We start from the raw sequence: 22,786 nt of genomic DNA on the forward strand, positions 1-22,786 counted from the left end.
CTTGGGCCACCTCAACGGACTTAGTCGCCATGACCCTTACCGAACTGCGCTACATCGTCACGCTTGCCCAGGAGCAACACTTCGGCCGCGCCGCGGAGCGCTGCCACGTCAGCCAGCCGACCCTGTCGGTGGGCGTGAAGAAGCTGGAAGACGAGCTCGGCGTACTGATCTTCGAGCGCAGCAAGAGTGCGGTGCGCCTGACCCCGGTCGGCGAAGGCATCGTGGCGCAGGCGCAGAAGGTGCTGGAGCAGGCCCAGGGCATCCGTGAACTGGCCCAGGCCGGCAAGAACCAGCTGACCTCGCCGCTCAAGGTCGGCGCCATCTACACCATCGGCCCATACCTGTTCCCGCACCTGATCCCGCAGCTGCACCGGGTTGCCCCGCAGATGCCGCTGTACATCGAGGAAAACTTCACCCATATCCTGCGCGACAAGCTGCGCACCGGCGAGCTGGACGCGATCATCATCGCCCTGCCGTTCCAGGAAGCCGACGTGCTGACCCTGCAGTTGTTCGACGAGCCCTTCTACGTGCTGATGCCGGCGGACCACCAATGGACCGCGAAGAAGACTATCGACCCGGAGCTGCTCAACGACAAGAGTCTGCTGCTGCTCGGCGAAGGCCACTGCTTCCGCGACCAGGTGCTCGAAGCCTGCCCGACCACCCACAAGGGCGGCGAAAACAGGCACACCACGGTGGAATCCAGCTCGCTGGAAACCATCCGCCACATGGTCGCCTCCGGCCTTGGCGTGTCGGTGCTGCCGTTCTCCGCCGTGGACAGCCATCACTACGCACCGGGCGTGCTGGAAGTGCGCCCGTTCAGCGCGCCAGTCCCCTTCCGCACCGTCGCCATCGCCTGGCGCGCCAGCTTCCCGCGCCCGCGCGCCATCGAGGTACTGGCCGACTCGATCCGCCTGTGCTCGGTCGCCAAGCCGACCGTCAAGGGTGAAGCCGAGCCGGCATGACCGATCTGTCGAACGTCCCGGTCACCGCGCTCAAGGGCGTGGGCGCCGCGCTGGAAGAAAAGCTGGCGAAGGTCGGCCTGGAAAACCTCCAGGACATCCTCTTCCACCTGCCGCTACGCTACCAGGACCGCACCCGCATCACCCCCATCGGCGCCCTGCGTCCGGGACAGGATGCCGTGGTCGAAGGCGTGGTCTCCGGCGCCGACGTGGTGATGGGCAAGCGGCGCAGCCTGCTGGTGCGCCTGCAGGACGGCACCGGCACCCTGAGCCTGCGCTTCTACCACTTCAGCCAGGCGCAGAAGGAGAACCTCAAGCGCGGCACGCACCTGCGTTGCTACGGTGAGGCTCGCCCCGGCGCTTCGGGCCTGGAGATCTACCACCCCGAATACCGCTCGCTCACCGACGCCGCCGCGGCGCCGGTGGAGCAGACCCTGACGCCGATCTACCCGACCACCGAAGGCCTCACCCAGCAGCGCCTGCGCCAGCTCAGCGAGCAGACTCTGGCGCGCCTGGGCCCCTCGAGCCTGCCGGACTGGCTGCCGGCGGAACTGGCCCGCGACTACCGCCTGGGCCCGCTGGACGAAGCCATCCGCTACCTGCACCGGCCACCGCCGGACGCCGACCTGGAAGAACTCGCCGAAGGCCGCCACTGGGCCCAGCACCGTCTCGCCTTCGAGGAACTGCTGACTCACCAGCTGTCGCTGCAACGCCTGCGCGAGAGCGTGCGCTCCCAGGCCGCGCCGCAACTGCCGCCGGCCAAGCGCCTGCCGGCGCTTTACCTGAAGAACCTCGGTTTCAAGCCCACTGGCGCGCAGCAGCGCGTCGGCGCGGAGATCGCCTACGACCTCGCCCAGCCCGAACCCATGCTGCGCCTGGTGCAGGGCGACGTCGGCGCCGGCAAGACCGTGGTCGCCGCCCTCGCCGCCCTGCAGGCGCTGGAAGCCGGCTACCAGGTGGCGCTGATGGCGCCCACCGAAATCCTCGCCGAGCAGCACTTCCTCAACTTCACCAAGTGGCTGCAGCCGCTGGGCATCGAAGTCGCCTGGCTGGCCGGCAAGCTCAAGGGCAAGGCCCGCGCCAGCGCACTGGAACAGATCGCCGGCGGCGCGCCGATGATCGTCGGCACCCACGCGCTGTTCCAGGACGAAGTGAAGTTCAAGCGCCTGGCCCTGGTAATCATCGACGAACAGCACCGCTTCGGCGTACAGCAGCGTCTTGCCCTGCGCCAGAAAGGCGTCGACGGCCGGCTCTGCCCGCACCAGCTGATCATGACCGCCACGCCCATTCCGCGGACCCTGGCAATGAGCGCCTACGCCGACCTCGATACTTCGATCCTCGACGAGCTGCCGCCCGGCCGCACCCCGGTAAACACCGTGCTGGTGGCCGACAGTCGCCGCATCGAAGTGATCGAGCGGGTGCGCGCCGCCTGTGCGGAAGGCCGTCAGGCGTATTGGGTGTGCACGTTGATCGAGGAATCCGAAGAACTCACCTGCCAGGCCGCGGAAACCACCTATGAGGAACTCTCCTCGGCGCTGGGCGAGCTGCGCGTCGGCCTGATCCACGGGCGCATGAAGCCGGCGGACAAGGCCGTGGTCATGGAAGCCTTCAAGGAAGGCATGCTGCAGTTGCTGGTCGCCACCACGGTGATCGAAGTCGGCGTGGACGTGCCCAACTCCAGCCTGATGATCATCGAGAACCCCGAGCGCCTGGGCCTGGCCCAATTGCACCAGCTGCGGGGCCGCGTCGGCCGGGGCAGCGCGGCGAGCCACTGCGTGCTGCTCTACCACCCGCCGCTGTCGCAGATCGGCCGCGAGCGCCTGGGGATCATGCGCGAGACCTGCGACGGCTTCGTCATCGCCGAAAAGGACCTGGAGCTGCGCGGCCCCGGCGAAATGCTCGGCACCCGTCAGACTGGCCTGCTGCAATTCAAGGTGGCCGACCTGATGCGCGACGCCGACCTGCTGCCGGCGGTGCGCGATGCCGCCCAGGCCCTGCTGGCACACTGGCCTCAATCGGTCAGCCCATTGCTGGCACGCTGGCTGAGACACGGGCAGCAATACGGGCAAGTGTGATCTATTTCACCTTCATCGGTCAGTTGACTGCTCGGTCACGCTGACTGCGTGGTTATACTCCGACCCAGCCGTTGATAACCGGATCACATTCATGAGCGACGCCGCACGCGCCCCATCCGACTCCTCGCAGGCCCCAGAGGTCATCCTGCAGCTGCTCGCCAAGCTGGGCATACCGTCTCGCGAAGTCTGCGATGTCACTACGCTCCCAGCCACGCGCCGGGTACAGGCCAGCCTGCTGGAAGATGCCGTCGGCACCCTGCTGGTGCTGTTCCCGCAAAGCCAACTGCTGGACCTGAACCGCCTGGCCGAACTCACTGGCCGCAAGCTGGTGGCGGTCAAGCCCGATCGCCTGGAGCGCATGCTCGGCAAGCACCAGCTCGGCCGCCTGCCGGCGCTGCCGCCGCTGACCAGCTCGCCGTGCCTGTATGACGAGCGCCTGTTGCAGGAACCCCAGCTGCTGATCGAATCCGGCGCAGCAGGCACGCTGCTGGAGATTCCCACCGCGTCCTTCCGCAGCCTGCTGGAAAAAGCCAGCGCGGCGCGCTTCGGCGTGGCGCTGGAATCGATCCGGCCGAACCTCGACCGCCCGGACGACGACCGCAAGGAAATCACCCAGGCCGTGCAGGCGTTCACCGCCCGCCGCATCCAGCAGCGCCTCGAGGAAACCATCGAGATTCCGCCGCTGCCGGAAACCGCACAGAAGATCATCAAGCTGCGCGTCGACCCCAACGCCACCGTGGACGACATCACCGGCGTGGTGGAGACCGACCCGGCGCTGGCCGCGCAGGTCGTCAGCTGGGCGGCCTCGCCCTACTACGCCGCGCCCGGCAAGATCCGCTCGGTGGAGGACGCCATCGTCCGCGTACTGGGCTTCGACCTGGTAATCAACCTCGCCCTGGGCCTGGCCCTGGGCAAGACCCTGAGCCTGCCCAAGGACCAGCCACAGCACGCCACGCCCTACTGGCACCAGGCGATCTACACCGCCGCGGTGATCGAGGGTCTCACCCGCGCCGTGCCGCGCGCCGAGCGCCCGGAAGCCGGCCTGACCTACCTCGGCGGCCTGCTGCACAGCATCGGCTACCTGGTCCTGGCGCACATCTTCCCGCCGCATTTCTCGCTGATCTGCCGGCACCTGGAGGTGAACCCGCACGTCGAGCACAACCTCGTCGAGCAGCACCTGCTGGGGATCACCCGCGAGCAGATCGGCGCCTGGCTGATGCGCACCTGGGACATGCCGGAAGAGATCTACACCGCGCTGCGCTTCCAGCACGACCCGACCTACGCCGGTGACTGCTCGGCCTATGCCAACCTGGTCTGCCTGGCGACCCGCCTGCTGCGCAACCACGGCATCGGCAGCGGCCCGGAGACCGACATTCCGCAGGACCTGCTGGATCGCCTGGACATCCCCCGCGAGAAGGCCGAAGACGCCGTGCGCAAGGTACTCGACGCCGAAGCGGTGCTGCGCGAGCTGGCCAGCCAGTTCAATCCCGCGCACTGAATGTACCAAGGCTGAAGCCGTCGCGATGCAGACATGAAAAAGGCCCCGTCAGGGGCCTTTTTTCTGTCCGTCGAAAGCGCCTCAGGCGGCTTTCTTGTCGCTGCCCGGCGCGGCTTTCTTCTTCGGCTTGAGGTACTTCACCAGGCCCTGGAACCAGATCACCAGGCCGGGGTTGCCCTGGATCTGGATGTCCTTGTTCTGGATGCCCTGCATGAACGCCAGCTGCGGGTTCTTCGAGGTCATGGTGGCGAAGCCGTAGGCACCGTCCTTGAAGCCCAGCGCGAAGGCCGGCTGTGGATGGGTGCCGCGACGGGCGCTGACCTTGAGGTCCTTGACGATGTAATGGCGCGCGACCTTGCCGTCGAGCGTGTGGAGCTGGAACACCAGGTCCTTGCCTTCGAGCTGCTTCTGGAACGCCGGGTTTTCGCGGCTGGCCTTGGCCATCAGGCGACCGAGCATCCACAGGAGTAGACGGAATTTCATGCACAAACCTCGACGTTCGAGACAATAGTCTGCGCATTGTAGCCAGTTTGAAAACGGACTACATCCGGTCTTTTGGAGGGATTATGTAACTGGAGGAGGCAACCCGGAGCCGCTCTGGCTCCGGGTCAGACGCGATCAGTTGACGGCGTCTTTCAGCGCCTTGCCCGGTTTGAAGGCAACGGTATTGCTGGCTTTGATCTTGACCGGCTGGCCGGTTTGCGGGTTCTTGCCGGTACGGGCGCCACGGTGGCGCTGAACGAAGGTACCGAAACCGACAAGGGTAACGCTGTCCTTGCGGTTGAGCGCGCCAGTGATTTCATCCAGCAGCGCGTTCAGCACCTTGTTGGCTTGTTCTTTGGTGAGGTCGGCCTTCTCGGCGATCGCGGCGGCGAGTTCTGGTTTACGCATAAATGCCTCTTTGACGGTTTGTTGTTGTTGTGTCCGTGCTGTCTTCCCAACAGCGCCCAAGGCACCGCAGGCTTGCCGTACAGGCTCTAGGCTGCGGCAGACGGGGGGAGAATGGCACGCCGAAAGCTGGTACGCCAGTATCGTCTGACAATTTGCGGGCACTTTCCCAAGGCAAAAACGCCATTGGCGACGCCTGTCACGCCAGTAGTGCCGGCAACTCCTTGTTCAGGGAGAGTTTTTCACTCACGGCGGCCCCAGTCAGGGCATAGCCGAGCAATCGACCGGCGGTATCCCGGCACAGCACCTTGAGGTCCGGGCCAGAGCCTTCCACCCGCCATTCGCCCTCGCTGCCACGCGGCGGCGGCGACACCACCAGCGGGCACACCGGCGTCTTCACGGTCACCGGCATGGCGCCGTAGGCAACCGGCGTCGGCTTGCCGGCCAGGGTCTGCGCCAGCGCGCGGGCACAGGACATCAGCGGCATCACGTAGAGCAGGTTGAGGCCGTCGACCTCGGCGCAGTCGCCCAAGGCATAGATGTTCGCGTGGGAGGTGCGCAGTTCGCGGTTCACCATCACGCCGCGATTGATATCCAGACCGGCGGCGGCGGCCAGGTCGATGCGCGGGCGCAGGCCGACGGCAGAGACGACCAGGTCGCAGGGGATCACCTGGCCATCGGAGAGGTGCGCTTCCAGGGCGTCGCCGGCGCGCACCAGGCTGTTCAGCACCGGGCCGAGGTGGAAGCGCACCCCGAGGCCTTCCAGCCCCTGCTGCACCGCCTGGGCGGCGGCCGGATGGAGCAGGCCGGGCATGACCTGCTCGCACGGCGCTACCACGTCGAGCTGGTAGCCGCCACTGGAGAGGTCGTTGGCGAACTCGCAGCCGATCAGGCCGGCGCCCAGCAGCAGCACGCGGCGCTTGCCGGCGGCGGCGCTGCGGAAGCGCGCGTAGTCTTCCAGGTCGTTGATCGGGAAGATCAGGTCCTGGGCGTCGCCCTCGACCGGCACGCGAATGGTCTCGGCGCCCCAGGCCAGTACCAGGTCGCGGTAGTGGATCTCTTCCTCGCCGATCCAGATGCGCCGGTGGCCCGGGTCGATGCCGGTGACACGGGTATGGGTGAGGATGCGCGCCTTGAGCTGGTCGGCCATGGCGCCCGCCTCGGCCATGGCCAGGCCGTCGGCGTCCTTGTCCTTGGAGAAGCCGGTGGAGAGCATCGGCTTGGAGTAGGAGCGCCCGTCGTCGGCGGTGATCAGCAGCAGCGGCGTCTCGCTGTCCAGCTTGCGCCACTCGCGGGCGAGGTTGTAGCCGGCCAGGCCAGTTCCGATGATCACCAGCGGTGCGTTGTCGCTCATTACTCTCTCACCTCAAGAATCGCCACCCGGTAAAGACGGCACTTCAGTACAGACGGCGCGGCGACCGTGGAGTCGCCGCATGAATTCGTTCGGGCAGGGGCTCAGGAGATTTCGATCATCTCGAAATCGATCTTGCCCACGCCGCAATCCGGGCAGACCCAGTCCGCCGGGATGTCCTCCCAGCGCGTGCCGGGGGCGATGCCCTCGTCCGGCAGGCCCAGTGCCTCGTCGTAGATGAAGCCACAGACCACGCATTGCCATTTGCGCATCAGCCAAGCCCTCCTGCGATTGCCCGGTGAAGCTAACGTATCGCCGCGCACCGGCCAACGGCGGGCGCGACGCCGGGCTCCGTCAGCAGGGTCAACCCGGCGCGCCTCCAGTCTACCGCGTCAGGCGCGGGCTTGCGGGGTGCGCAAACGCAGACGGCGGCCCGAGGGCCGCCGTCGCGGGAATCGATCCGGGCGGTATCAGCCGATCTCGATCATCTCGAAATCCAGCTTGCCGACGCCGCAATCGGGGCACAGCCAGTCTTCCGGCACGTCTTCCCAGCGGGTACCGGCGGCGATGCCCTCTTCCGGCCAACCCTTGGTCTCGTCATAGATCAGGCCACAAACCACGCACTGCCACTTCTTCATCAGCTATCACCCTCATGTTCTTGTCGCTTGGACGTCAGTGCATCCAATGTCCGGCTTTGTACTGGCGATGGGCTTGCGGCGCAAGCCCCATGGAAAACGCCGGGCGGCTGGCCAAACCTTTGGTGGGGTCTGGCGTAATGCACTCTTGCGGACAACGCAATCGGCCGCGCAAAGGCGCCATGTTAAGCTGCCGCGTCCCTGGCCAACCGCAGTCCAAGCCGTGCCCGAAGCCGCCCTGATCCATCCGCCCCGCTGGCTCACTTCCGCCCAGTTGCACCCCGCTCCCGCCGCCCAGGTCGTGGACTGGCTGTTCGACGAAGGCTCGCTGACGCGCCGGCTGACGGCTCTCTCCGCCGATAACTTCGCCGTGCAGCCGCTGGCCGAGGGCTGGCACCGCCTGCGTACCGACGAGTGCGTCGCGCTGGGTGTGCCGGACGGCAGCCAGGGCTGGGTGCGCGAGGTGTACCTGAAAGGCCACGGCACGCCCTGGGTATTCGCCCGCAGCGTCGCCGCGCGTTCGGCGCTGGAAGGCTCCGGCTTCGACCTGCGCCTGCTCGGCACGCGCTCCCTGGGTGAGTTGCTGTTCAGCGACCGCGCCTTTCAGCGCGGCCCCATCGAGGTCTGCCGCTACCCGGCCGCCAGCCTGCCGGCGGAAGTGCGCACCGAGCGTCTGTGGGGCCGCCGTTCCTGCTTCAGCCGCGACGGCCTGGGCGTGCTGGTCGCCGAGGTTTTCCTGCCATCGCTGTGGCACCGCGTGGAACAACAGCCCGTATAATTCCCGGATCGTTTTCCGGAGGCCGCCATGTTCGTCGCCCTGATCAAACCCCTCGCCCGCCTGCATCCCCGCGCCTGGGACTTCATCCAGCTGACGCGCATGGACAAGCCGATCGGCATCTACCTGCTGCTCTGGCCGACATTGTGGGCACTGTGGATGGCCAGCGGCGGCGTGCCGAGCTTGAAGAACCTGGTGATCTTCGTCCTCGGCACCGTGCTGATGCGCATGGCCGGCTGCGTGATCAACGACTTCGCCGACCGCAAGCTCGACGGCCACGTCGAACGCACCAAGGCGCGCCCGCTGGCGACCGGCAAGATCACCGTGCGCGAGGCCTGGATTGCCTTCTTTACGTTGCTGGGGCTGAGTTTCCTGCTGGTGCTGTGCACCAATGAGCAGACCATCTGGCTGTCCTTCGGCGGCGCGGCGGTGGCGGCGCTCTACCCCTTCATGAAGCGCTACACCTACTACCCGCAGGTGGTGCTGGGCGCGGCGTTCTCCTGGGGCATCCCGATGGCCTTCACCGCGGCCAGCGGCATGCTGCCGGCGGTGGCCTGGCTGCTGTTCTTCGCCAACGTGCTGTGGACGGTCGCGTACGACACCTACTACGCGATGACCGACCGCGAGGACGACCTGAAGATGGGCATGAAGTCCACGGCGATTCTCTTCGGCGACGCTGACCGGGTAATCAACCTGAGCCTGCAGGGCCTGATGCTCCTGCTGCTGATCCTGGCCGGCAACAAGCTGGCGATGCACCTGTATTACTACCTGGGCCTGGCCGTAGCGGCCGGCTGCTTCGCCTGGCAGTTCCACTCGACCCGCGACCGCGAGCCGATGAAGTGCTTCAAGGCCTTCCTGCACAACCACTGGGCGGGGCTGGCGATCTTCCTCGGCACTGTGGCGGACTTCGCCCTGCGCTGATCGGGGCCCCTGCAGGAGCGCGCCATGCGCCCGATCGCGGGCGTGGCCCGCTCCTACAGGGAAATGCGGATCACATCAGGGCTTGGCCATGTGCCAGACACCCATCTTGCCTTCTCCAGCCATGTCGCCGGCCTTCTGGTCCTGCACGAAGGTATACAGCGGCTTGCCCTTGTAGGCCCACTGCACGGTGCCGTCATCGCGCTTGATCATGGTCCAGTCGCCCATCGCCTTGGCGTCGGCCGAGGCCATCAGGGGCGGCCAGTTCTGCGCGCAGCCGCCATTGCACATCGACTTGCCGCCACTGTCCTTGTCGAAGGTGTAGAGGGTCATGCCCTTGGCATCGACCAGCATGCCGTTCTTCTCCATGCCGGGCGCCGCGGCCAGGGCAGACATCGCCGGCAGCATCAGACCCATTGCCAGGGCCGGGATTAGCAGTTTCATAGTGTTTCTCCTCTGGTGAGGTGGAAACGGCGCGAGCATCGGCGCAAAGGCGGCGGGATTGCAGGCAGGGCCGGCCAGGGCGACGTCGACAACGCACTCACTACCGTCATCGCAAGACTCCGGCAGGCTCTCTGCCGGGCACACCGCCGACCGGGCCGGTGGGTTCCGCTTGTGCCGCACGGTAAGCGTGCGGCGACCCCATGAGCATAGACGAGCGCTCTGGCACGAGGCTCAGCTACCATCGCGGTGTCACATTCATGAAATATTTCCGTTATCTAATGCGGCGCATTACAGAAATTCTGAGGCCTCAGCATGGTTGGCAAGACAATCCTCATCGTCGATGACGAAGCTCCGATCCGGGAAATGATCGCCGTGGCCCTGGAGATGGCCGGCTACGAATGTCTGGAGGCCGACAGCGCCCAGACGGCTCACGCGGTGATCGTCGATCGCAAGCCGGACCTGATCCTGCTCGACTGGATGCTCCCGGGCACCTCTGGCATCGAGCTGGCCCGCCGCCTCAAGCGCGACGAGCTGACTTCGGCCATCCCGATCATCATGCTCACCGCCAAGGGCGAAGAGGACAACAAGATCCAGGGTCTGGAAGTCGGCGCGGATGACTACATCACCAAGCCCTTCTCCCCGCGCGAACTGGTTGCCCGCCTGAAAGCCGTGCTGCGCCGCACCGGTGCCGGCGACAGCGAGACGCCGATCGAAGTCGGCGGCCTGATGCTCGACCCGATCAGCCACCGCGTGACCATCGACGGCAAGCCCGCCGAGATGGGTCCCACCGAATACCGTCTGCTGCAGTTCTTCATGACCCACCAGGAACGCGCCTACACCCGCGGCCAACTGCTGGACCAGGTCTGGGGCGGCAACGTCTACGTCGAGGAGCGTACCGTCGACGTGCATATCCGCCGTCTGCGCAAGGCCCTGGGCGAGGTATACGAAAATCTGGTTCAGACCGTGCGCGGCACCGGGTATCGTTTCTCGACCAAAAGCTGACCCGGCTTCTCATCTGGCGGGCACAAGGAACGGAATTTCGTGACCCAGAACTGGAGTGGCGTGCTGATACGCCACCTGCTGCTAGTCGTAGCCGCCGGCGCACTGCTCGGCCTGATCACCGGGCAGTACGGCTGGGCCATTGCCGTGGCGCTGGCCACCTACCTTGGCTGGTCGACCTGGCAGCTGCTGCGCCTGCACAAGTGGCTGAAGAACCACCAGCCCGATGAAGCCCCGCCCGATGGCTACGGCCTGTGGGGCGAGGTGTTCGACAGCATCTACCACCTGCAGCGACGCAACCAGCGCGCTCGCGGGCGCCTGCAGGCGGTGATCGACCGCATGCAGGAATCCACCGCGGCGCTGCGCGACGGCATGATCCTGCTCGACCGCGACGGCAACCTGGAATGGTGGAACCAGTCCGCCGAGCGCCTTCTGGGCCTGAAGAGCCCGCAGGACGGCGGCCAGCCAGTGACCAACCTGGTGCGCCATCCGCGCTTCAAGGAATACTTCGAGGGCGAGGACTACCGCGAGCCGCTGGAGCTCTCCTCGCCGATCAACGACAACCTGCGCCTGCAGTTCCACATCACTCTCTATGGCGCCGGCGAGCACCTGATGCTGGTGCGCGACGTGACCCGCGTCCATCAGCTGGAGCAGATGCGCAAGGACTTCGTCGCCAACGTCTCCCACGAGCTGCGCACGCCGCTGACGGTGATCGCCGGCTACCTGGAGACGCTGCTGGACAATGTCGAGGACGTGAACCCGCGCTGGACTCGAGCACTGCAGCAGATGCAGCAGCAGGCCGGGCGCATGCAGAACCTGCTCAACGACCTGCTCCTGCTGGCCAAGCTGGAAGCCACCGATTACCCGGCGGACAACAAGCCGGTGGCGGTGGACCTGATGCTGCTGTCGATCCGCAACGACGCCCAGGCGCTGTCCGGCGCGCGCAGCCATCGCATCAGCCTGGAGGCGGATTCGAAGGTCAAGCTCAAGGGCAGCGAGGCCGAATTGCGCAGCGCCTTCTCCAACCTGGTGTTCAACGCCGTGAAGTACACCCCCGACGAAGGCGAGATCCGCATCCGCTGGTGGGCCGACGAGCAAGGCGCGCACCTCGCCGTGCAGGACAGCGGCATCGGCATCGATCCCAAGCACCTGCCACGCCTGACCGAGCGCTTCTATCGCGTCGACTCCAGCCGCAATGCCAGCACCGGCGGCACCGGCCTGGGCCTGGCCATCGTCAAGCACGTGCTGCTGCGCCACCGCGGCACCCTGGACATCAGCAGCGTGCCGGGCAAGGGCAGCAGCTTCACCTGCCACTTCCCGCCGCAGCAGGTCGAGGGCCGCGCATAGCGGTGCCCGACTTCGACTCTGGTATAGACGGGCTTGCCAGCCAGGCCCCACGAACCGCATTCTTGTCCGTCCATTCTTGAACCAACAGAACCATGGACCCTTCCCCTAGTAGTAACTTCCTCACCTATTTCGCCGATTTCGGCCTGATCCTGTTCGCCCTGTTCCTCGTCGTGCTCAACGGTTTCTTCGTTGCCGCCGAGTTCGCCATGGTCAAGCTGCGCTCGACCCGCGTGGAGACCATCGCCAACCAACACGGCTGGCGCGGCACCATCCTGCGCAAGGTGCACAACCAGCTCGACGCCTACCTCTCCGCCTGCCAGCTGGGCATCACCCTGGCCTCCCTGGGCCTGGGCTGGGTCGGCGAGCCGGCCTTCGCCGAGCTGCTGGAGCCCTTGCTGGCCGCGATCGGCGTGCACTCCGAGGAAGTCATCCGCGGCGTGTCGTTCTTCAGCGCATTCTTCATCATCTCCTACCTGCACATCGTGGTCGGCGAGCTGGCGCCCAAGTCCTGGGCGATCCGCAAGCCGGAGCTGCTGTCGCTGTGGACGGCGGTGCCGCTGTACCTGTTCTACTGGGCGATGTACCCGGCGATCTGGCTGCTCAACGCCAGCGCCAACACCATCCTGAAGATTGCCGGGCAAGGCGAGCCGGGCCCTCACCATGAGCACCACTACAGCCGTGACGAGCTCAAGCTGATCCTGCACTCCAGCCGCGCCCACGATCCCAGCGACCAGGGCATGCGCGTGCTGGCCTCGGCGGTGGAACTGGGCGAGCTGGAAGTGGTGGACTGGGCCAACTCCCGCGAGGACCTGGTCTTCCTCGAGCGCAGCGCCCCGCTGGACGACATCCTCGCCACCATCCGCCGCCACAAGTACAGCCGCTACCCGGTGTACGACAGCGAGAAGGGCGAGTTCATCGGCCTGCTGCACATCAAGGACCTGCTGCTGGCCCTGGCCACGCTGGACAGCCTGCCGGAGTCCTTCGACCTCGACGAGCTGACCCACCCGCTGGAAATGGTCACCAAACACCTGCCGCTGGCCCGCCTGCTGGAGCAGTTCCGCCAGGGAGGCTCGCACTTCGCGCTGGTCGAGGAAGCCGACCACAAGGTCGTCGGCTACCTGACCATGGAAGACGTGCTGGAAGTGCTGGTCGGTGACATCCAGGACGAACACCGCAAGGCCGAGCGCGGCATCGTCGCCTACCAGCCCGGCAAGCTGCTGGTGCGCGGCGACACCCCGCTGTTCAAGCTGGAACGCCTGCTGGGCCTGGACCTGGACCACGTCGAGGCGGACACCCTCGCCGGCCTGGTCTACGACACCCTCAAGCGCGTGCCGGAAGAAGAGGAAGTGCTGGATACCGAAGGCCTGCGCATCATCGTGAAGAAGATGAAGGGCCCGAAGATCGTCCTCGCCAAGGTGGTGAAGCTCGACTGAGTCCCGCTTACGAAAAAGCCGCCCGATGGGCGGCTTTTTTGTGCCTGCAGGATGGGCTCTTCGCAGGAACGATGGTGCCCCTCGCTCCTACAATGGGTTCGATCAGTTGCCCTTCACCACCGCGAAATTCGGCAGCGTATCCACTGGCTGGGAGAAGTCGTAGGGTATCGACTCCAGCGCCAGGCCGACGTTGCGCTGCACCACGAAGTGCAGGTGCGGGCCGCTGCTGTTGCCGGTGTTGCCCGACTGCGCCAGCGGTGTGCCGGTGCCGACGCGCTGGCCCTCACGCACCAGCACCGAGCCGCGCATCAGGTGCAGGTACACGCCCATGGTGCCGTCGTCATGCAGTATCCGCACGAAGTTGCCGGAAGGATTCTTGCCACGCCCGTCCTGGCCGTTCTCGATCTTCACCACGGTACCGCCGCGCGCCGCGATGATCGGCGTGCCCACCGGCATGGCGATATCCATGGCGTAGCGGCCCTTGGGCGTGAAGTGGCTGTAGCGGCCATTGGCACCCTGGGTCAGGCGGAACGGCCCGCCGGTCCATGGCAGCGCGTACTGGTAGGACAACGGCGTCGGTCGCGGATCGCCCAGCGCATAGCGCAGCTTGGGCTTGTAGCGCAGCGGCCTGGCGGGGTCGAGCGGCGTCAGGGTGGCGAGACGAATCGAGCTGCGCGGCGGCAGCACCCAGCGGATTGGCCGCTCCGGCGCGCCCACGGCGTTCTGCGCACCGGTCACGCTCAGCTCGATTTCCACCGGTGCGTACAGGTCATTGCGCACCTGCAGGGTCTCGCCGCCCGCGTGCTTCTTCGTCTCCAGCTTCACCTGTTCTTCCAGGTGCTCGACCATGCGATCGCGGAAAACGAAGACAGCCGCACCCGCCACGGCCTTGTCCGTGTAGGTGACCACGCCATTGGCGTCGGTGTACTTGTAGATGGTCACGGCCGAAGCCGTCCCGGAGGCGGCCAGAAGACCGCACAGGAGGATACTGCGCCCTAGCATGTCGACTCTGGTTATAGGTATGGCGACGTTGGCAAGACTAGCAGCGTCGCCCGTGCGTCGCGACCTGCCGCCGGTCGGCCTGTGAAACAGTCCCGGTTGCCGGCGGGAGGATTTGTAACCGGATCAGGCGCCGGGCACGTAGTGCTTCTGCGAGCTGCCGCGGGCGATCAGGCGGGACAGGTAGTCGAGCTTCTGCGGGTCGCGGTCGACGAAGCGGAAGGTCAGCTGCAACCACTCGCTGTCCGGCTTGGGTTCCAGCGCGGCCACGGCGTGCAGGTAGCCGTTGAGGCGAGCGACGTCGCTGTCCTCTTCCAGATCGAGCACGGCGCTTTCCAGTACCTGGGGCAACGGCGTGCCGCGCTTCACCACCAGCAGCGCTTCCTTGAGGCTGAGCGCCTTGATCACGCAGGGCAGGCTCGCCGAGGGCAGGCGCAGCTGGCCTTGCTGGCCCTTGGCGCCACTGCGGGCGGCCGGAGCGGCGGCAGCCGGTGCCGGAGCCGCCGGGCGCGGCGCAGAGGGCGCGGCCGCCGGGCGCACCGTCTCGGCCTTGCCGCCGGTGAGGGCAGCCAGGGAGTCATTGGGCATGGAGCCGACCAGGCTGCGCTGCGGCGCCTGGGCTGCGAGGGCTTCCAGCTTGCCGGCGCGCGACAGCGCCTTCTTCACCTTGCTCACCAGCTGGTCGTTGGAGAACGGCTTGCCGATGAAGTCGGAGACGCCGGCCTGGATGGCCTGCACCACGTTGTCCTTGTCGCCGCGGCTGGTCACCATGATGAAGGGCGTGGTCTTCAGGTTGTCCTGCTCGCGGCACCAGGTAAGCAGCTCGATACCCGACAACTCGGGCATTTCCCAGTCGCAGAGGATCAGGTCCACGGCCTGGCGCGCGAGGAACTGCTGCGCCTTGCGGCCGTTGACCGCTTCTTCGATCTGCAGACCGGGGAAATGGTCCCGCAGTCCCTTCTTCACCAGGTCACGGATGAACGGAGCGTCATCCACGACCAGCACACTGACCTTGCCCATCGGCATCTCCCGAAAACGATAGGGCGAAGGATAGCCTTGCCGAGTGGCTACATGCCATTGGTGAGGGACCGCTCGGCCATAAAATGACGAACCCGGCGCGTTGGCCGGGTTCGTTCTGGTACGGGCGTCTGGCTTATTCGGCCTTGTCAGCCTTGCCAGCGGTGCCCTGCACCTCTTCCTTCATGCGGGTCAGGCCGATGTGGCGGACATCCGTGCCGCGCACCAGGTAGATCACCAGTTCGGCGATGTTGCGCGCGTGGTCGCCGATGCGCTCCAGCGAACGCAGGGCCCAGATGACGTTGAGCACGCGGGAGATGGCACGCGGGTCTTCCATCATGTAGGTGACCAGCTCGCGCAGGGCGGTCTTGTATTCGCGGTCGACGGTCTTGTCGTACTGCGCGACCGACAGCGCGAGGTCGGCGTCGAAGCGGGCGAAGGCGTCCAGCGCTTCCTGCACCATCTTGCGCACCTGGTTGCCGATGTGGCGCACCTCGACGTAGCCGCGCGGCGACTCGCCTTCCTCGCACAATTGGATGGCGCGGCGCGCGATCTTCGAGGCTTCGTCGCCGATGCGCTCGAGGTCGATCACCGACTTGGAGATGCTGATGATCAGGCGCAGGTCGGAGGCGGCCGGCTGGCGGCGGGCGAGGATGCGTAGGCATTCCTCGTCGATGTTGCGCTCCATCTGGTTGATCTGGTCGTCGATCTCGCGCACCTGCTGGGCCAGGCCCGAGTCGGCGTCGATCAGCGCGTTGACCGCGTCGTTGACCTGCTTCTCCACCAGGCCGCCCATGGCCAGCAGGTGGCTGCGCACATCTTCCAGCTCGGCGTTGAACTGCTGCGAGATGTGGTGGGTGAGGCTTTCTTTGTTGATCATGTTCGCTCCGCGAAAGCCGCAGGCTCCGGGCCGCTGGCTTGTGATGTTCTCCGGGAAGTTCTACCGCGCAGGCAATACCGCGAGACTAGCCGTAGCGACCGGTGATGTAGTCTTCGGTCTGCTTCTTGGCCGGATTGGTGAACAGGGTATCGGTATCGCCGAACTCGATCAGCTTGCCCATGTACATGAACGCCGTGTAGTCGGAAACGCGCGCGGCCTGCTGCATGTTGTGGGTCACGATGACGATGGTGAACTTGGATTTCAGCTCGTAGATCAGCTCTTCGATCTTCAAGGTGGAGATCGGGTCCAGTGCCGAGCAGGGCTCATCGAGTAGCAGGACTTCCGGCTCCACGGCGATGGTGCGGGCAATGACCAGACGCTGCTGCTGGCCACCGGAGAGGCCGAGGGCCGATTCGTGCAGGCGATCCTTCACCTCGTCCCACAGGGCGGCGCCCTTGAGCGCCCACTCGACGGCTTCGTCGAGCACGCGCTTCTTGTTGATGCCCTGGATGCGCAGGCCGTACACCACGTTCTCGTAGATGCTCTTGGGGAACGGGTTGGGCTTCTGGAACACCATGCCGACGCGGCGACGCAGTTCGGCGACGTCGACGTTCTTGGCGAAGATGTTGTGGCTGTCCAGAAGAATCTCGCCCTTCACGTTGCAGCCATCGACCAGGTCATTCATGCGGTTGAAGCAACGCAGCAGGGTGGACTTGCCGCAGCCGGACGGGCCGATGAAGGCGGTCACGCGCTGCTTGGGAATGTTCATGCTGACGTCGAACAACGCCTGCTTTTCGCCGTAGAACAGGCTCAGGCCGGGCACTTCGAGGGCGACGGTCTCGTTTTCCAGGTTCATGCCATGGCGGTCGCCGCGGCCGAGCGCGCCAATATCGATGCCGTGGGAAGCAGTTTCATGTTGCATGTTCAGTCTCCTTGGGAGGCCTGGCGACGGGCGTGGCCCGCCGCCTGCAGAATCAGTTTTCCAGCGCCTTGTACTTTTCGCGCAGGCGGTTACGGATGGCGATGGCCGAGAAGTTCAGCAGGGCGATGACCATCACCAGCAGCAGCGCGGTGGCGTACACCAGAGGGCGCGCGGCCTCGACGTTCGGGCTCTGGAAGCCGACGTCATAGATGTGGAAGCCCAGGTGCATGATCTTCTGGTCCAGGTGCACGTACGGGTAGTTGCCGTCCACCGGCAGCGCCGGAGCCAGCTTCACCACGCCCACCAGCATCAGCGGCGCCACTTCACCGGCGGCGCGGGCCACGGCGAGGATCAGGCCGGTCATCATCGCCGGGCTGGCCATCGGCAGGACCACTTTCCACAGGGTCTCGGCCTTGGTCGCGCCCAAGGCGAGGGAGCCTTCACGGGTGGCCCGCGGGATGCGCGCCAGGCCTTCCTCTGTGGCCACGATCACCACCGGCACCGCGAGGATGGCGAGGGTCAGCGAGGCCCAGAACAGCCCAGGCGTGCCGAAGGTCGGCGCCGGCAAGGCTTCGGGGAAGAACATCCGGTCAAGCGAGCCGCCCAGCACGTAGACGAAGAAGCCCAGGCCGAACACGCCGTAGACGATCGCCGGAACACCCGCGAGGTTGTTCACCGCGATGCGGATGATGCGGGTCAGCAGGCCCTGGCGGGCGTACTCGCGTAGGTAGACGGCAGCGATCACACCGAACGGGGTGACGATCACGGCCATCACCAGGGTCATCATCACGGTGCCGAAGATGGCCGGGAAGATACCGCCCTCGGTGTTGGCTTCACGCGGGTCATCGCTGAGGAATTCCCACAGCTTCTTGAAGTAGAAGCTCAGTTTGGTGGCCACGCCCATCTGGTTCGGCTGGTAGGCATGCACCAGCTTGCCGACGCTGATTTCGGTCTGCTGGCCGGTGGCGTCGCGCATAACGATGCTGTCGCGGTTGAACTCCTGGTGCAGGCCGTTGAGCTGCTCTTCCAGCACCTTGTACTGGGCGTTCAGCTCGGCGCGGCCGGCGGCGATGTCGGCCTCGGCGGTGGCATCCAGCTTGTTGTTCAGCTGCAGGCCACGCTCCTTGAGGCGCAGGCGCTCCAGACCATGGTTGATGCCGCCGATGTCCTTCTTCTCCAGCTGGTACAGCTTGGAGTAGAGCTCATCGACGCGCTTGAGACGGGTCTGCAGCTCGGCCATGGCGCCCGGACCTTCGGCAACCACCTTGCCATTTTCCTTCACGCTCAGCAGGTAGCCATAGAAGTTGCCCCACTCGCGGCGCTCCAGGGTGACCAGGTCTGCCGGGTGACGACGGTCGGCCAGCCATTCGCCGATCACCCAGGAGAAGTCGCTGCCGTATAGGTCGCGGTTGCCCAGCTTGAGCAGTTCGCGGGTCATGAACTCCGGACCATTGTCCGGCACCGGCAGACCGGCGCCGCGCAGGCGTTCACGCGGCACCTGCTCGACCTGGACTTCTTCGCCAATCAGGGTCTTGGGCGCTTCACCGGGGACGGTGTAGGTCGCTTCGATCACATCCGCCGGCCAGAAGTGGCCGAGACCGCGTACGGCGATCACGGCGAGCAGGCCGATGGTCATGATCACGGCGATGGACACCGCACCCGCGTTCATCCACACCCAGGGAGAACCGCTGGCAAACCACGCTTTGACGGATTCCTGTTTCTGTTTCACGGAACGTAGCCTCGTCGAGCGCCGCTTAGAGCGACGCGTATTTCTTGCGCAGGCGCTGACGGATCAGCTCTGCCAGGGTGTTCATCACGAAGGTGAAGGACAGCAGTACCAGTGCCGAGAGGAACAGCACGCGGTAGTGAGTGCCGCCGACCTCCGACTCGGGCATTTCCACCGCGACGTTCGCCGCGAGGGTGCGCATGCCCTGGAAGATGTTCACGTCCATCACCGGGGTGTTGCCGGTGGCCATCAGCACGATCATGGTCTCGCCCACGGCGCGGCCCATGCCGATCATCAGCGCGGAGAAGATGCCCGGGCTGGCGGTCAGGATCACCACGCGGGTCAGCGTCTGCCAGGGCGTGGCGCCCAGGGCCAGGGAGCCGTAGGTCAGGCTGCGCGGCACGCTGAAGATGGCGTCTTCGGCGATGGAGAAGATGTTCGGGATCACCGCGAAGCCCATGGCCAGACCCACTACCAGAGCGTTGCGCTGGTCGTAGGTGATGCCCAGGTCATGACTGATCCACAGGCGCATGTCGCCGCCGAAGAACATGGTCTCCAGATGCGGGCTCATCCACAGGGCGAAGGCACCGGTGGCGAGGACCACGGGGATCAGGATCGCTGCTTCCCAGCCGGCCGGCAGGCTCAGGCGGATGCGCTCGGGCAGACGGCTCCAGATCAGGCCGGCAGCGAGGATACCCAGCGGGGTAAGCAGCAGCAGGCTGAAGATTCCCGGCAGGTGGCCTTCGACGTACGGCGCGAGGAACAGGCCGGCGAAGAAGCCGAGGATCACCGTCGGCAGCGCTTCCATCAGCTCGATCACCGGCTTCACCTTGCGGCGCATGCCCGGAGCCATGAAATACGCGGTGTAGACGGCGGCGGCGATGGCCAAAGGAGCAGCGAGAATCATCGCGTAGAACGCGGCCTTCAGGGTACCGAAGGTCAGCGGCGACAGGCTCAGCTTGGGCTCGAAGTCGGTGGTCGCGGCGGTGGATTGCCAGACGTAGGACGGCTTGTCGTAGCTCTCGTACCAGACCTTGCCCCACAGCGCGCTGAAGGACACTTCCGGGTGCGGGTTGCTCAGGCTGAAGCGACGCAGTTCACCGCCCTGCTCGAGGATCAGTCGGTTGGCGCGCGGCGACAAGGCCATCGGGCCGGCGGACGGCGCGACATTCTCCACCAGCAGCGTGCGGTGCGCGGTGCTGTGGAAAATGCCCAGGTTGCCCTGCTTGTCGATGGCGAGGAAGCCCTTGCGGCGCTGCTCCGGCGCGATGCTGGAGATCGGCTGGTCGCCCAGCTTGAAGTCACGCACATGGGACAGGCGCGGCTCGCCGTCTTCGCCACGGGCCATGAACCACTGGCTGATGCCGCCCTTGGAGTCGCCGACCATCAGCGAGATACCACCCAGCAGCTGGCTGCTGGCGGTCACTTCGGCGGAGGCGTCATCCAGCAGCTTGTAGCGGCCGTTGAGCTGGTGGGAGTTCAGGTCGAACACGTCGGCCTGGGCGCGGCCATTGAGTACATAGAGCCACTGCTTGCGTGGGTCCATGTAGATGGCCTTCACCGGATCGGCGATCTGCGGCAGGTTGATGCGTTCTTCCTGCAGGGAGCTCTCGCCGGTCAGCATGTTTTCCTGCTGAGTCAGGCCGAGCAGGAGCATTTCGCTGCCGGTGGACGCGGCCAGCAACAGGCTGTCGTCACCCGAGACGATCGCCACGTGCTCCAGCGGACGGCCCTGGGGATCCAGGTTCATCGGCGCTTCGCCGTAGGGATAGTCGATGTGCGGGGTGATGGTCTTCTTGTTGTCCGGGTAGGTGACCTTGTAGTTGTGCTTGAACACCAGCACCTGGCCGTTGGACAGGCCCAGCGCGACGGTCGGATGCCCCGGCTGGTCCTCGGCGATGGAGGTGACGCTGGTGCCGGTGGGCAGCTTCAGCGCAACGCGGTCCATCTCGTCGCCTTTCTTGGCGTCGAAGAACACCACTTCGCCGTTGGCGGCGACGCGCATGCCCACCATGTTCTGCTCTTCGATGCTCAGCAGCAGCGGCGCCTGGGCCGTTTTCAGCCAGGTCGGAGCGAGGGGGTCACGCGTCTCCAGTTCGGCGCCGCGGAACAGCGGCAGCACGACGTAGGCGAGGTAGAAGAAGATCAGGGTGATGGCAGCCAGCACAGCGAGACCGCCGACCAGGACGTACCAGCGAGTCAGTCGATCCTTGAGCGCCCGGATACGGCGCTTGCGCTGCAGTGCAGGCGTATTGAAATCGATCCGCTCGGGGAGAGAAGAAGTCATCGGGGAGTTGGCCATGTCGTTCATGGAGTGACACCCTAGCGGCCCTATATGACAGAAAGATGACATGGAGGTGACGCGACAAAGCCCGCCAGCAGAGCCATGCTGGCGGGCTCGGTCGAGTAGGCGTCAGCCCATGCCGGACGGGGATCTCCGTCCGGTTGGAGGACTGATTACAGACCCAGGTCCTTGATCGCTTTTTCGGCGACTTTGGACGGCAACGGGATGTAGCCGTCCTTCACGACAACCTGCTGGCCAGTCTTGGAGAGCACCATCTTCAGGAACTGTGCTTCCAGCGGGTTCAGCGGCTTGTTCGGCGCCTTGTTGACGTAGACGTAGAGGAAGCGCGACAGCGGGTAGGTGCCGTTCAGGGCATTCGCCTCGTTGTCTTCGATGAACTCGCCGCCTTCTTTCTTGGCCAGGGCAACGGTCTTCACGCTAGCGGTCTTGTAACCGATACCGGAGTAGCCAACGCCGTTCAGGGACTGGCTGACCGACTGAACCACGGAAGCCGAACCCGGCTGCTCGTTCACGTTCGGCTTGTAGTCGCCTTTGCACAGGGCTTCTTCCTTGAAGTAGCCGTAGGTGCCGGAGACGGAGTTACGACCGAACAGTTGCACAGGCTTGTTGGCCCAGTCGCCAGTCAGGCCCAGATCACCCCAGGTCTTCACTTCCGACTTGCCGCCGCACAGGCGGGTGGAGGAGAAGATGGCGTCGACCTGTTGCATGGTCAGGCCCTTGATGGGGTTGTCCTTGTGCACGAAGATCGCCAGGGCGTCTACGGCAACCGGAACAGCGGTCGGCTTGTAGCCGTACTTCTGTTCGAAGGCCTGCAGTTCGACATCCTTCATCTTGCGGCTCATGGGACCTAAGTTGGCGGTGCCTTCGGTCAGAGCCGGCGGCGCGGTGGAGGAACCGGCGGCCTGGATCTGCACGTTCACGTTCGGGTACAGGCGCTTGTACTCTTCCGCCCACATGGTCATCAGGTTGGCCAGAGTGTCGGAACCGACGCTCGACAGGTTGCCCGACACACCGCTGGCTTTCTGGTAGTCCGGCAGGGCCGGATCGATCGCGGCTACCGCACTGGCGGTGCCTACGCCTGCAGCGACAAAAGTCAGGGCCGCCATCAAACGCTTGAGTTTCATGCCTTGCTCCTTAAGGAGAATGGGGTTGGATGGAACGGGGGCCAGTATCGGCAGGCCGCATGAAGACTCTATGACTGGAATGTGACAGTTGGATGAAATGCCATCAGTCTGCTGGCAAGCGGTTGTAACAAGCCAAATCGGATGGATGATGCGGCGGGAAATGGCGTTCCAGAGCCTCTGCTGGGCCGCTTGTGCCCTTTGCAGGAGCGAGTTTGCCCGCGAACAGCTCTTGCCTTGGCGCTACGAATTCAAGCTCGCAGGGTCCATAACCGTCCGCAGCTTTCCGCCTTCTATGACACTCCTCACGGCGACGATCTACGCCTCCTGGAGCGAGTGCCCAGCCTCATTGCGAGGCCAATGTTTCCGCGCGCAAAAGCAAAACCCCCGGCCAGCGATGCTGACCAGGGGCTTTGGGATAGGAGCTTGACGATGACCTACTCTCACATGGAGAAACTCCACACTACCATCGGCGATGCGTCGTTTCACTACTG

The 22,786-nt window shown here is 65.4% G+C and carries 21 protein-coding genes; 8 read left to right on the forward strand and 13 right to left on the reverse strand.

All coding sequences use genetic code 11. The features are described from left to right. The first annotated feature begins 29 nt into the window (after nucleotides 1-29). The 3 genes from IB256_RS14080 (at nucleotide 30) to IB256_RS14090 (ending at nucleotide 4,532) form a co-directional block, all read left to right on the forward strand. On the forward strand, nucleotides 30-962 hold the full coding sequence (locus IB256_RS14080; protein ID WP_081515145.1) for a hydrogen peroxide-inducible genes activator: 933 nt from the start codon (nucleotides 30-32) through the stop codon (nucleotides 960-962). Continuing rightward, nucleotides 959-3,034 carry an ATP-dependent DNA helicase RecG gene (gene recG / locus IB256_RS14085; RefSeq protein WP_169935469.1) on the forward strand — a complete coding sequence of 692 codons (2,076 nt, stop codon included), beginning with the start codon at nucleotides 959-961 and terminating at the stop codon, nucleotides 3,032-3,034. The genes IB256_RS14080 and recG overlap by 4 nt, the downstream gene beginning before the upstream one ends. A gap of 91 nt (nucleotides 3,035-3,125) precedes the next feature. Then, nucleotides 3,126-4,532: an aminoacyl-tRNA deacylase and HDOD domain-containing protein gene (locus tag IB256_RS14090; RefSeq protein ID WP_192402945.1), complete on the forward strand. Its 1,407-nt coding sequence runs from the start codon at nucleotides 3,126-3,128 to the stop codon at nucleotides 4,530-4,532. An 81-nt stretch (nucleotides 4,533-4,613) separates the two neighbouring features. On the opposite strand, the gene IB256_RS14095 is transcribed toward IB256_RS14090, so the two are convergent. The 5 genes from IB256_RS14095 to IB256_RS14115 all read right to left on the reverse strand — a co-directional run bounded on the left by IB256_RS14095 (nucleotide 4,614) and on the right by IB256_RS14115 (nucleotide 7,409). Then, complete coding sequence (locus IB256_RS14095; protein ID WP_081515143.1) at nucleotides 4,614-5,015, reverse strand: helicase; 402 nt, start codon at nucleotides 5,013-5,015, stop codon at nucleotides 4,614-4,616. 135 nt (nucleotides 5,016-5,150) lie between these two features. Then, entirely contained in the window at nucleotides 5,151-5,423 is a 273-nt protein-coding gene (locus IB256_RS14100) for an HU family DNA-binding protein (protein ID WP_017520695.1), read from the reverse strand. Nucleotides 5,424-5,619: 196 nt separating this feature from the next. Next, the gene (locus IB256_RS14105) at nucleotides 5,620-6,774 is read right to left on the reverse strand and encodes an NAD(P)/FAD-dependent oxidoreductase (protein WP_081515142.1); all 1,155 of its coding nucleotides are present in this window, start codon (nucleotides 6,772-6,774) and stop codon (nucleotides 5,620-5,622) included. Between the two features lie 101 nt (nucleotides 6,775-6,875). Beyond that, nucleotides 6,876-7,043, reverse strand: a complete 168-nt coding sequence (locus tag IB256_RS14110; RefSeq protein ID WP_017520693.1) for a rubredoxin — start codon at nucleotides 7,041-7,043, stop codon at nucleotides 6,876-6,878. A 198-nt stretch (nucleotides 7,044-7,241) separates the two neighbouring features. Continuing rightward, nucleotides 7,242-7,409, reverse strand: coding sequence for a rubredoxin (locus IB256_RS14115; RefSeq protein WP_015479573.1), 168 nt, complete (start codon nucleotides 7,407-7,409; stop codon nucleotides 7,242-7,244). Between the two features lie 235 nt (nucleotides 7,410-7,644). Between IB256_RS14115 and IB256_RS14120 the strand changes: the two genes are divergently transcribed. Continuing rightward, nucleotides 7,645-8,184 carry a chorismate lyase gene (locus tag IB256_RS14120; protein ID WP_192402994.1) on the forward strand — a complete coding sequence of 180 codons (540 nt, stop codon included), beginning with the start codon at nucleotides 7,645-7,647 and terminating at the stop codon, nucleotides 8,182-8,184. Nucleotides 8,185-8,211: 27 nt separating this feature from the next. Beyond that, complete coding sequence (gene ubiA / locus IB256_RS14125) at nucleotides 8,212-9,102, forward strand: 4-hydroxybenzoate octaprenyltransferase (RefSeq protein WP_192293610.1); 891 nt, start codon at nucleotides 8,212-8,214, stop codon at nucleotides 9,100-9,102. A gap of 75 nt (nucleotides 9,103-9,177) precedes the next feature. Here the strand turns inward: ubiA and IB256_RS14130 are convergent, their stop codons facing one another. Further along, entirely contained in the window at nucleotides 9,178-9,543 is a 366-nt protein-coding gene (locus IB256_RS14130; RefSeq protein WP_192402947.1) for a hypothetical protein, read from the reverse strand. A 312-nt stretch (nucleotides 9,544-9,855) separates the two neighbouring features. Between IB256_RS14130 and phoB the strand changes: the two genes are divergently transcribed. The 3 genes from phoB to IB256_RS14145 all read left to right on the forward strand — a co-directional run bounded on the left by phoB (nucleotide 9,856) and on the right by IB256_RS14145 (nucleotide 13,322). Further along, nucleotides 9,856-10,545: a phosphate regulon transcriptional regulator PhoB gene (gene phoB, locus IB256_RS14135; RefSeq protein ID WP_054910046.1), complete on the forward strand. Its 690-nt coding sequence runs from the start codon at nucleotides 9,856-9,858 to the stop codon at nucleotides 10,543-10,545. A gap of 39 nt (nucleotides 10,546-10,584) precedes the next feature. After that, the gene (gene phoR, locus IB256_RS14140; RefSeq protein ID WP_192402949.1) at nucleotides 10,585-11,889 is read left to right on the forward strand and encodes a phosphate regulon sensor histidine kinase PhoR; all 1,305 of its coding nucleotides are present in this window, start codon (nucleotides 10,585-10,587) and stop codon (nucleotides 11,887-11,889) included. 92 nt (nucleotides 11,890-11,981) lie between these two features. Then, nucleotides 11,982-13,322, forward strand: a complete 1,341-nt coding sequence (locus IB256_RS14145) for a hemolysin family protein (RefSeq protein ID WP_192293615.1) — start codon at nucleotides 11,982-11,984, stop codon at nucleotides 13,320-13,322. Nucleotides 13,323-13,424: 102 nt separating this feature from the next. On the opposite strand, the gene IB256_RS14150 is transcribed toward IB256_RS14145, so the two are convergent. The 7 genes from IB256_RS14150 to pstS all read right to left on the reverse strand — a co-directional run bounded on the left by IB256_RS14150 (nucleotide 13,425) and on the right by pstS (nucleotide 22,295). Next, complete coding sequence (locus IB256_RS14150) at nucleotides 13,425-14,324, reverse strand: peptidoglycan DD-metalloendopeptidase family protein (RefSeq protein ID WP_192293617.1); 900 nt, start codon at nucleotides 14,322-14,324, stop codon at nucleotides 13,425-13,427. A gap of 123 nt (nucleotides 14,325-14,447) precedes the next feature. Further along, nucleotides 14,448-15,341 carry a response regulator gene (locus IB256_RS14155; protein ID WP_192402951.1) on the reverse strand — a complete coding sequence of 298 codons (894 nt, stop codon included), beginning with the start codon at nucleotides 15,339-15,341 and terminating at the stop codon, nucleotides 14,448-14,450. Between the two features lie 133 nt (nucleotides 15,342-15,474). Further along, nucleotides 15,475-16,218, reverse strand: coding sequence for a phosphate signaling complex protein PhoU (gene phoU / locus IB256_RS14160; protein ID WP_045217747.1), 744 nt, complete (start codon nucleotides 16,216-16,218; stop codon nucleotides 15,475-15,477). An 85-nt stretch (nucleotides 16,219-16,303) separates the two neighbouring features. Then, the gene (gene pstB / locus IB256_RS14165; RefSeq protein ID WP_192402953.1) at nucleotides 16,304-17,140 is read right to left on the reverse strand and encodes a phosphate ABC transporter ATP-binding protein PstB; all 837 of its coding nucleotides are present in this window, start codon (nucleotides 17,138-17,140) and stop codon (nucleotides 16,304-16,306) included. A 52-nt stretch (nucleotides 17,141-17,192) separates the two neighbouring features. Then, nucleotides 17,193-18,869: a phosphate ABC transporter permease PstA gene (gene pstA, locus IB256_RS14170; RefSeq protein ID WP_192293623.1), complete on the reverse strand. Its 1,677-nt coding sequence runs from the start codon at nucleotides 18,867-18,869 to the stop codon at nucleotides 17,193-17,195. A gap of 25 nt (nucleotides 18,870-18,894) precedes the next feature. Next, entirely contained in the window at nucleotides 18,895-20,928 is a 2,034-nt protein-coding gene (locus IB256_RS14175; RefSeq protein WP_192293670.1) for an ABC transporter permease subunit, read from the reverse strand. 395 nt (nucleotides 20,929-21,323) lie between these two features. Then, nucleotides 21,324-22,295, reverse strand: a complete 972-nt coding sequence (gene pstS / locus IB256_RS14180) for a phosphate ABC transporter substrate-binding protein PstS (protein WP_024762034.1) — start codon at nucleotides 22,293-22,295, stop codon at nucleotides 21,324-21,326. Between the last annotated feature and the right edge of the window lie 491 nt (nucleotides 22,296-22,786).

Origin of the sequence: Pseudomonas sp. PDM17 (assembly GCF_014851985.1) — a bacterium.
In the GTDB taxonomy this organism is placed as follows: Bacteria; Pseudomonadota; Gammaproteobacteria; order Pseudomonadales; family Pseudomonadaceae; genus Pseudomonas.

What these genes read in the sequence shown, in the direction of transcription:
- IB256_RS14115 (WP_015479573.1), bottom strand. Translation starts at nt 7,409, where the DNA reads ATGAAGAAGTGGCAGTGCGTGGTTTGTGGCCTGATCTATGACGAGACC.
- pstB (WP_192402953.1), bottom strand. Translation starts at nt 17,140, where the DNA reads ATGCAACATGAAACTGCTTCCCACGGCATCGATATTGGCGCGCTCGGC.
- ubiA (WP_192293610.1), top strand. Translation starts at nt 8,212, where the DNA reads ATGTTCGTCGCCCTGATCAAACCCCTCGCCCGCCTGCATCCCCGCGCC.
- IB256_RS14090 (WP_192402945.1), top strand. Translation starts at nt 3,126, where the DNA reads ATGAGCGACGCCGCACGCGCCCCATCCGACTCCTCGCAGGCCCCAGAG.
- phoU (WP_045217747.1), bottom strand. Translation starts at nt 16,218, where the DNA reads ATGATCAACAAAGAAAGCCTCACCCACCACATCTCGCAGCAGTTCAAC.
- IB256_RS14100 (WP_017520695.1), bottom strand. Translation starts at nt 5,423, where the DNA reads ATGCGTAAACCAGAACTCGCCGCCGCGATCGCCGAGAAGGCCGACCTC.
- recG (WP_169935469.1), top strand. Translation starts at nt 959, where the DNA reads ATGACCGATCTGTCGAACGTCCCGGTCACCGCGCTCAAGGGCGTGGGC.
- IB256_RS14155 (WP_192402951.1), bottom strand. Translation starts at nt 15,341, where the DNA reads ATGGGCAAGGTCAGTGTGCTGGTCGTGGATGACGCTCCGTTCATCCGT.
- IB256_RS14130 (WP_192402947.1), bottom strand. Translation starts at nt 9,543, where the DNA reads ATGAAACTGCTAATCCCGGCCCTGGCAATGGGTCTGATGCTGCCGGCG.
- IB256_RS14145 (WP_192293615.1), top strand. Translation starts at nt 11,982, where the DNA reads ATGGACCCTTCCCCTAGTAGTAACTTCCTCACCTATTTCGCCGATTTC.
- IB256_RS14095 (WP_081515143.1), bottom strand. Translation starts at nt 5,015, where the DNA reads ATGAAATTCCGTCTACTCCTGTGGATGCTCGGTCGCCTGATGGCCAAG.
- IB256_RS14150 (WP_192293617.1), bottom strand. Translation starts at nt 14,324, where the DNA reads ATGCTAGGGCGCAGTATCCTCCTGTGCGGTCTTCTGGCCGCCTCCGGG.
- pstS (WP_024762034.1), bottom strand. Translation starts at nt 22,295, where the DNA reads ATGAAACTCAAGCGTTTGATGGCGGCCCTGACTTTTGTCGCTGCAGGC.
- phoB (WP_054910046.1), top strand. Translation starts at nt 9,856, where the DNA reads ATGGTTGGCAAGACAATCCTCATCGTCGATGACGAAGCTCCGATCCGG.
- IB256_RS14105 (WP_081515142.1), bottom strand. Translation starts at nt 6,774, where the DNA reads ATGAGCGACAACGCACCGCTGGTGATCATCGGAACTGGCCTGGCCGGC.
- IB256_RS14080 (WP_081515145.1), top strand. Translation starts at nt 30, where the DNA reads ATGACCCTTACCGAACTGCGCTACATCGTCACGCTTGCCCAGGAGCAA.
- IB256_RS14110 (WP_017520693.1), bottom strand. Translation starts at nt 7,043, where the DNA reads ATGCGCAAATGGCAATGCGTGGTCTGTGGCTTCATCTACGACGAGGCA.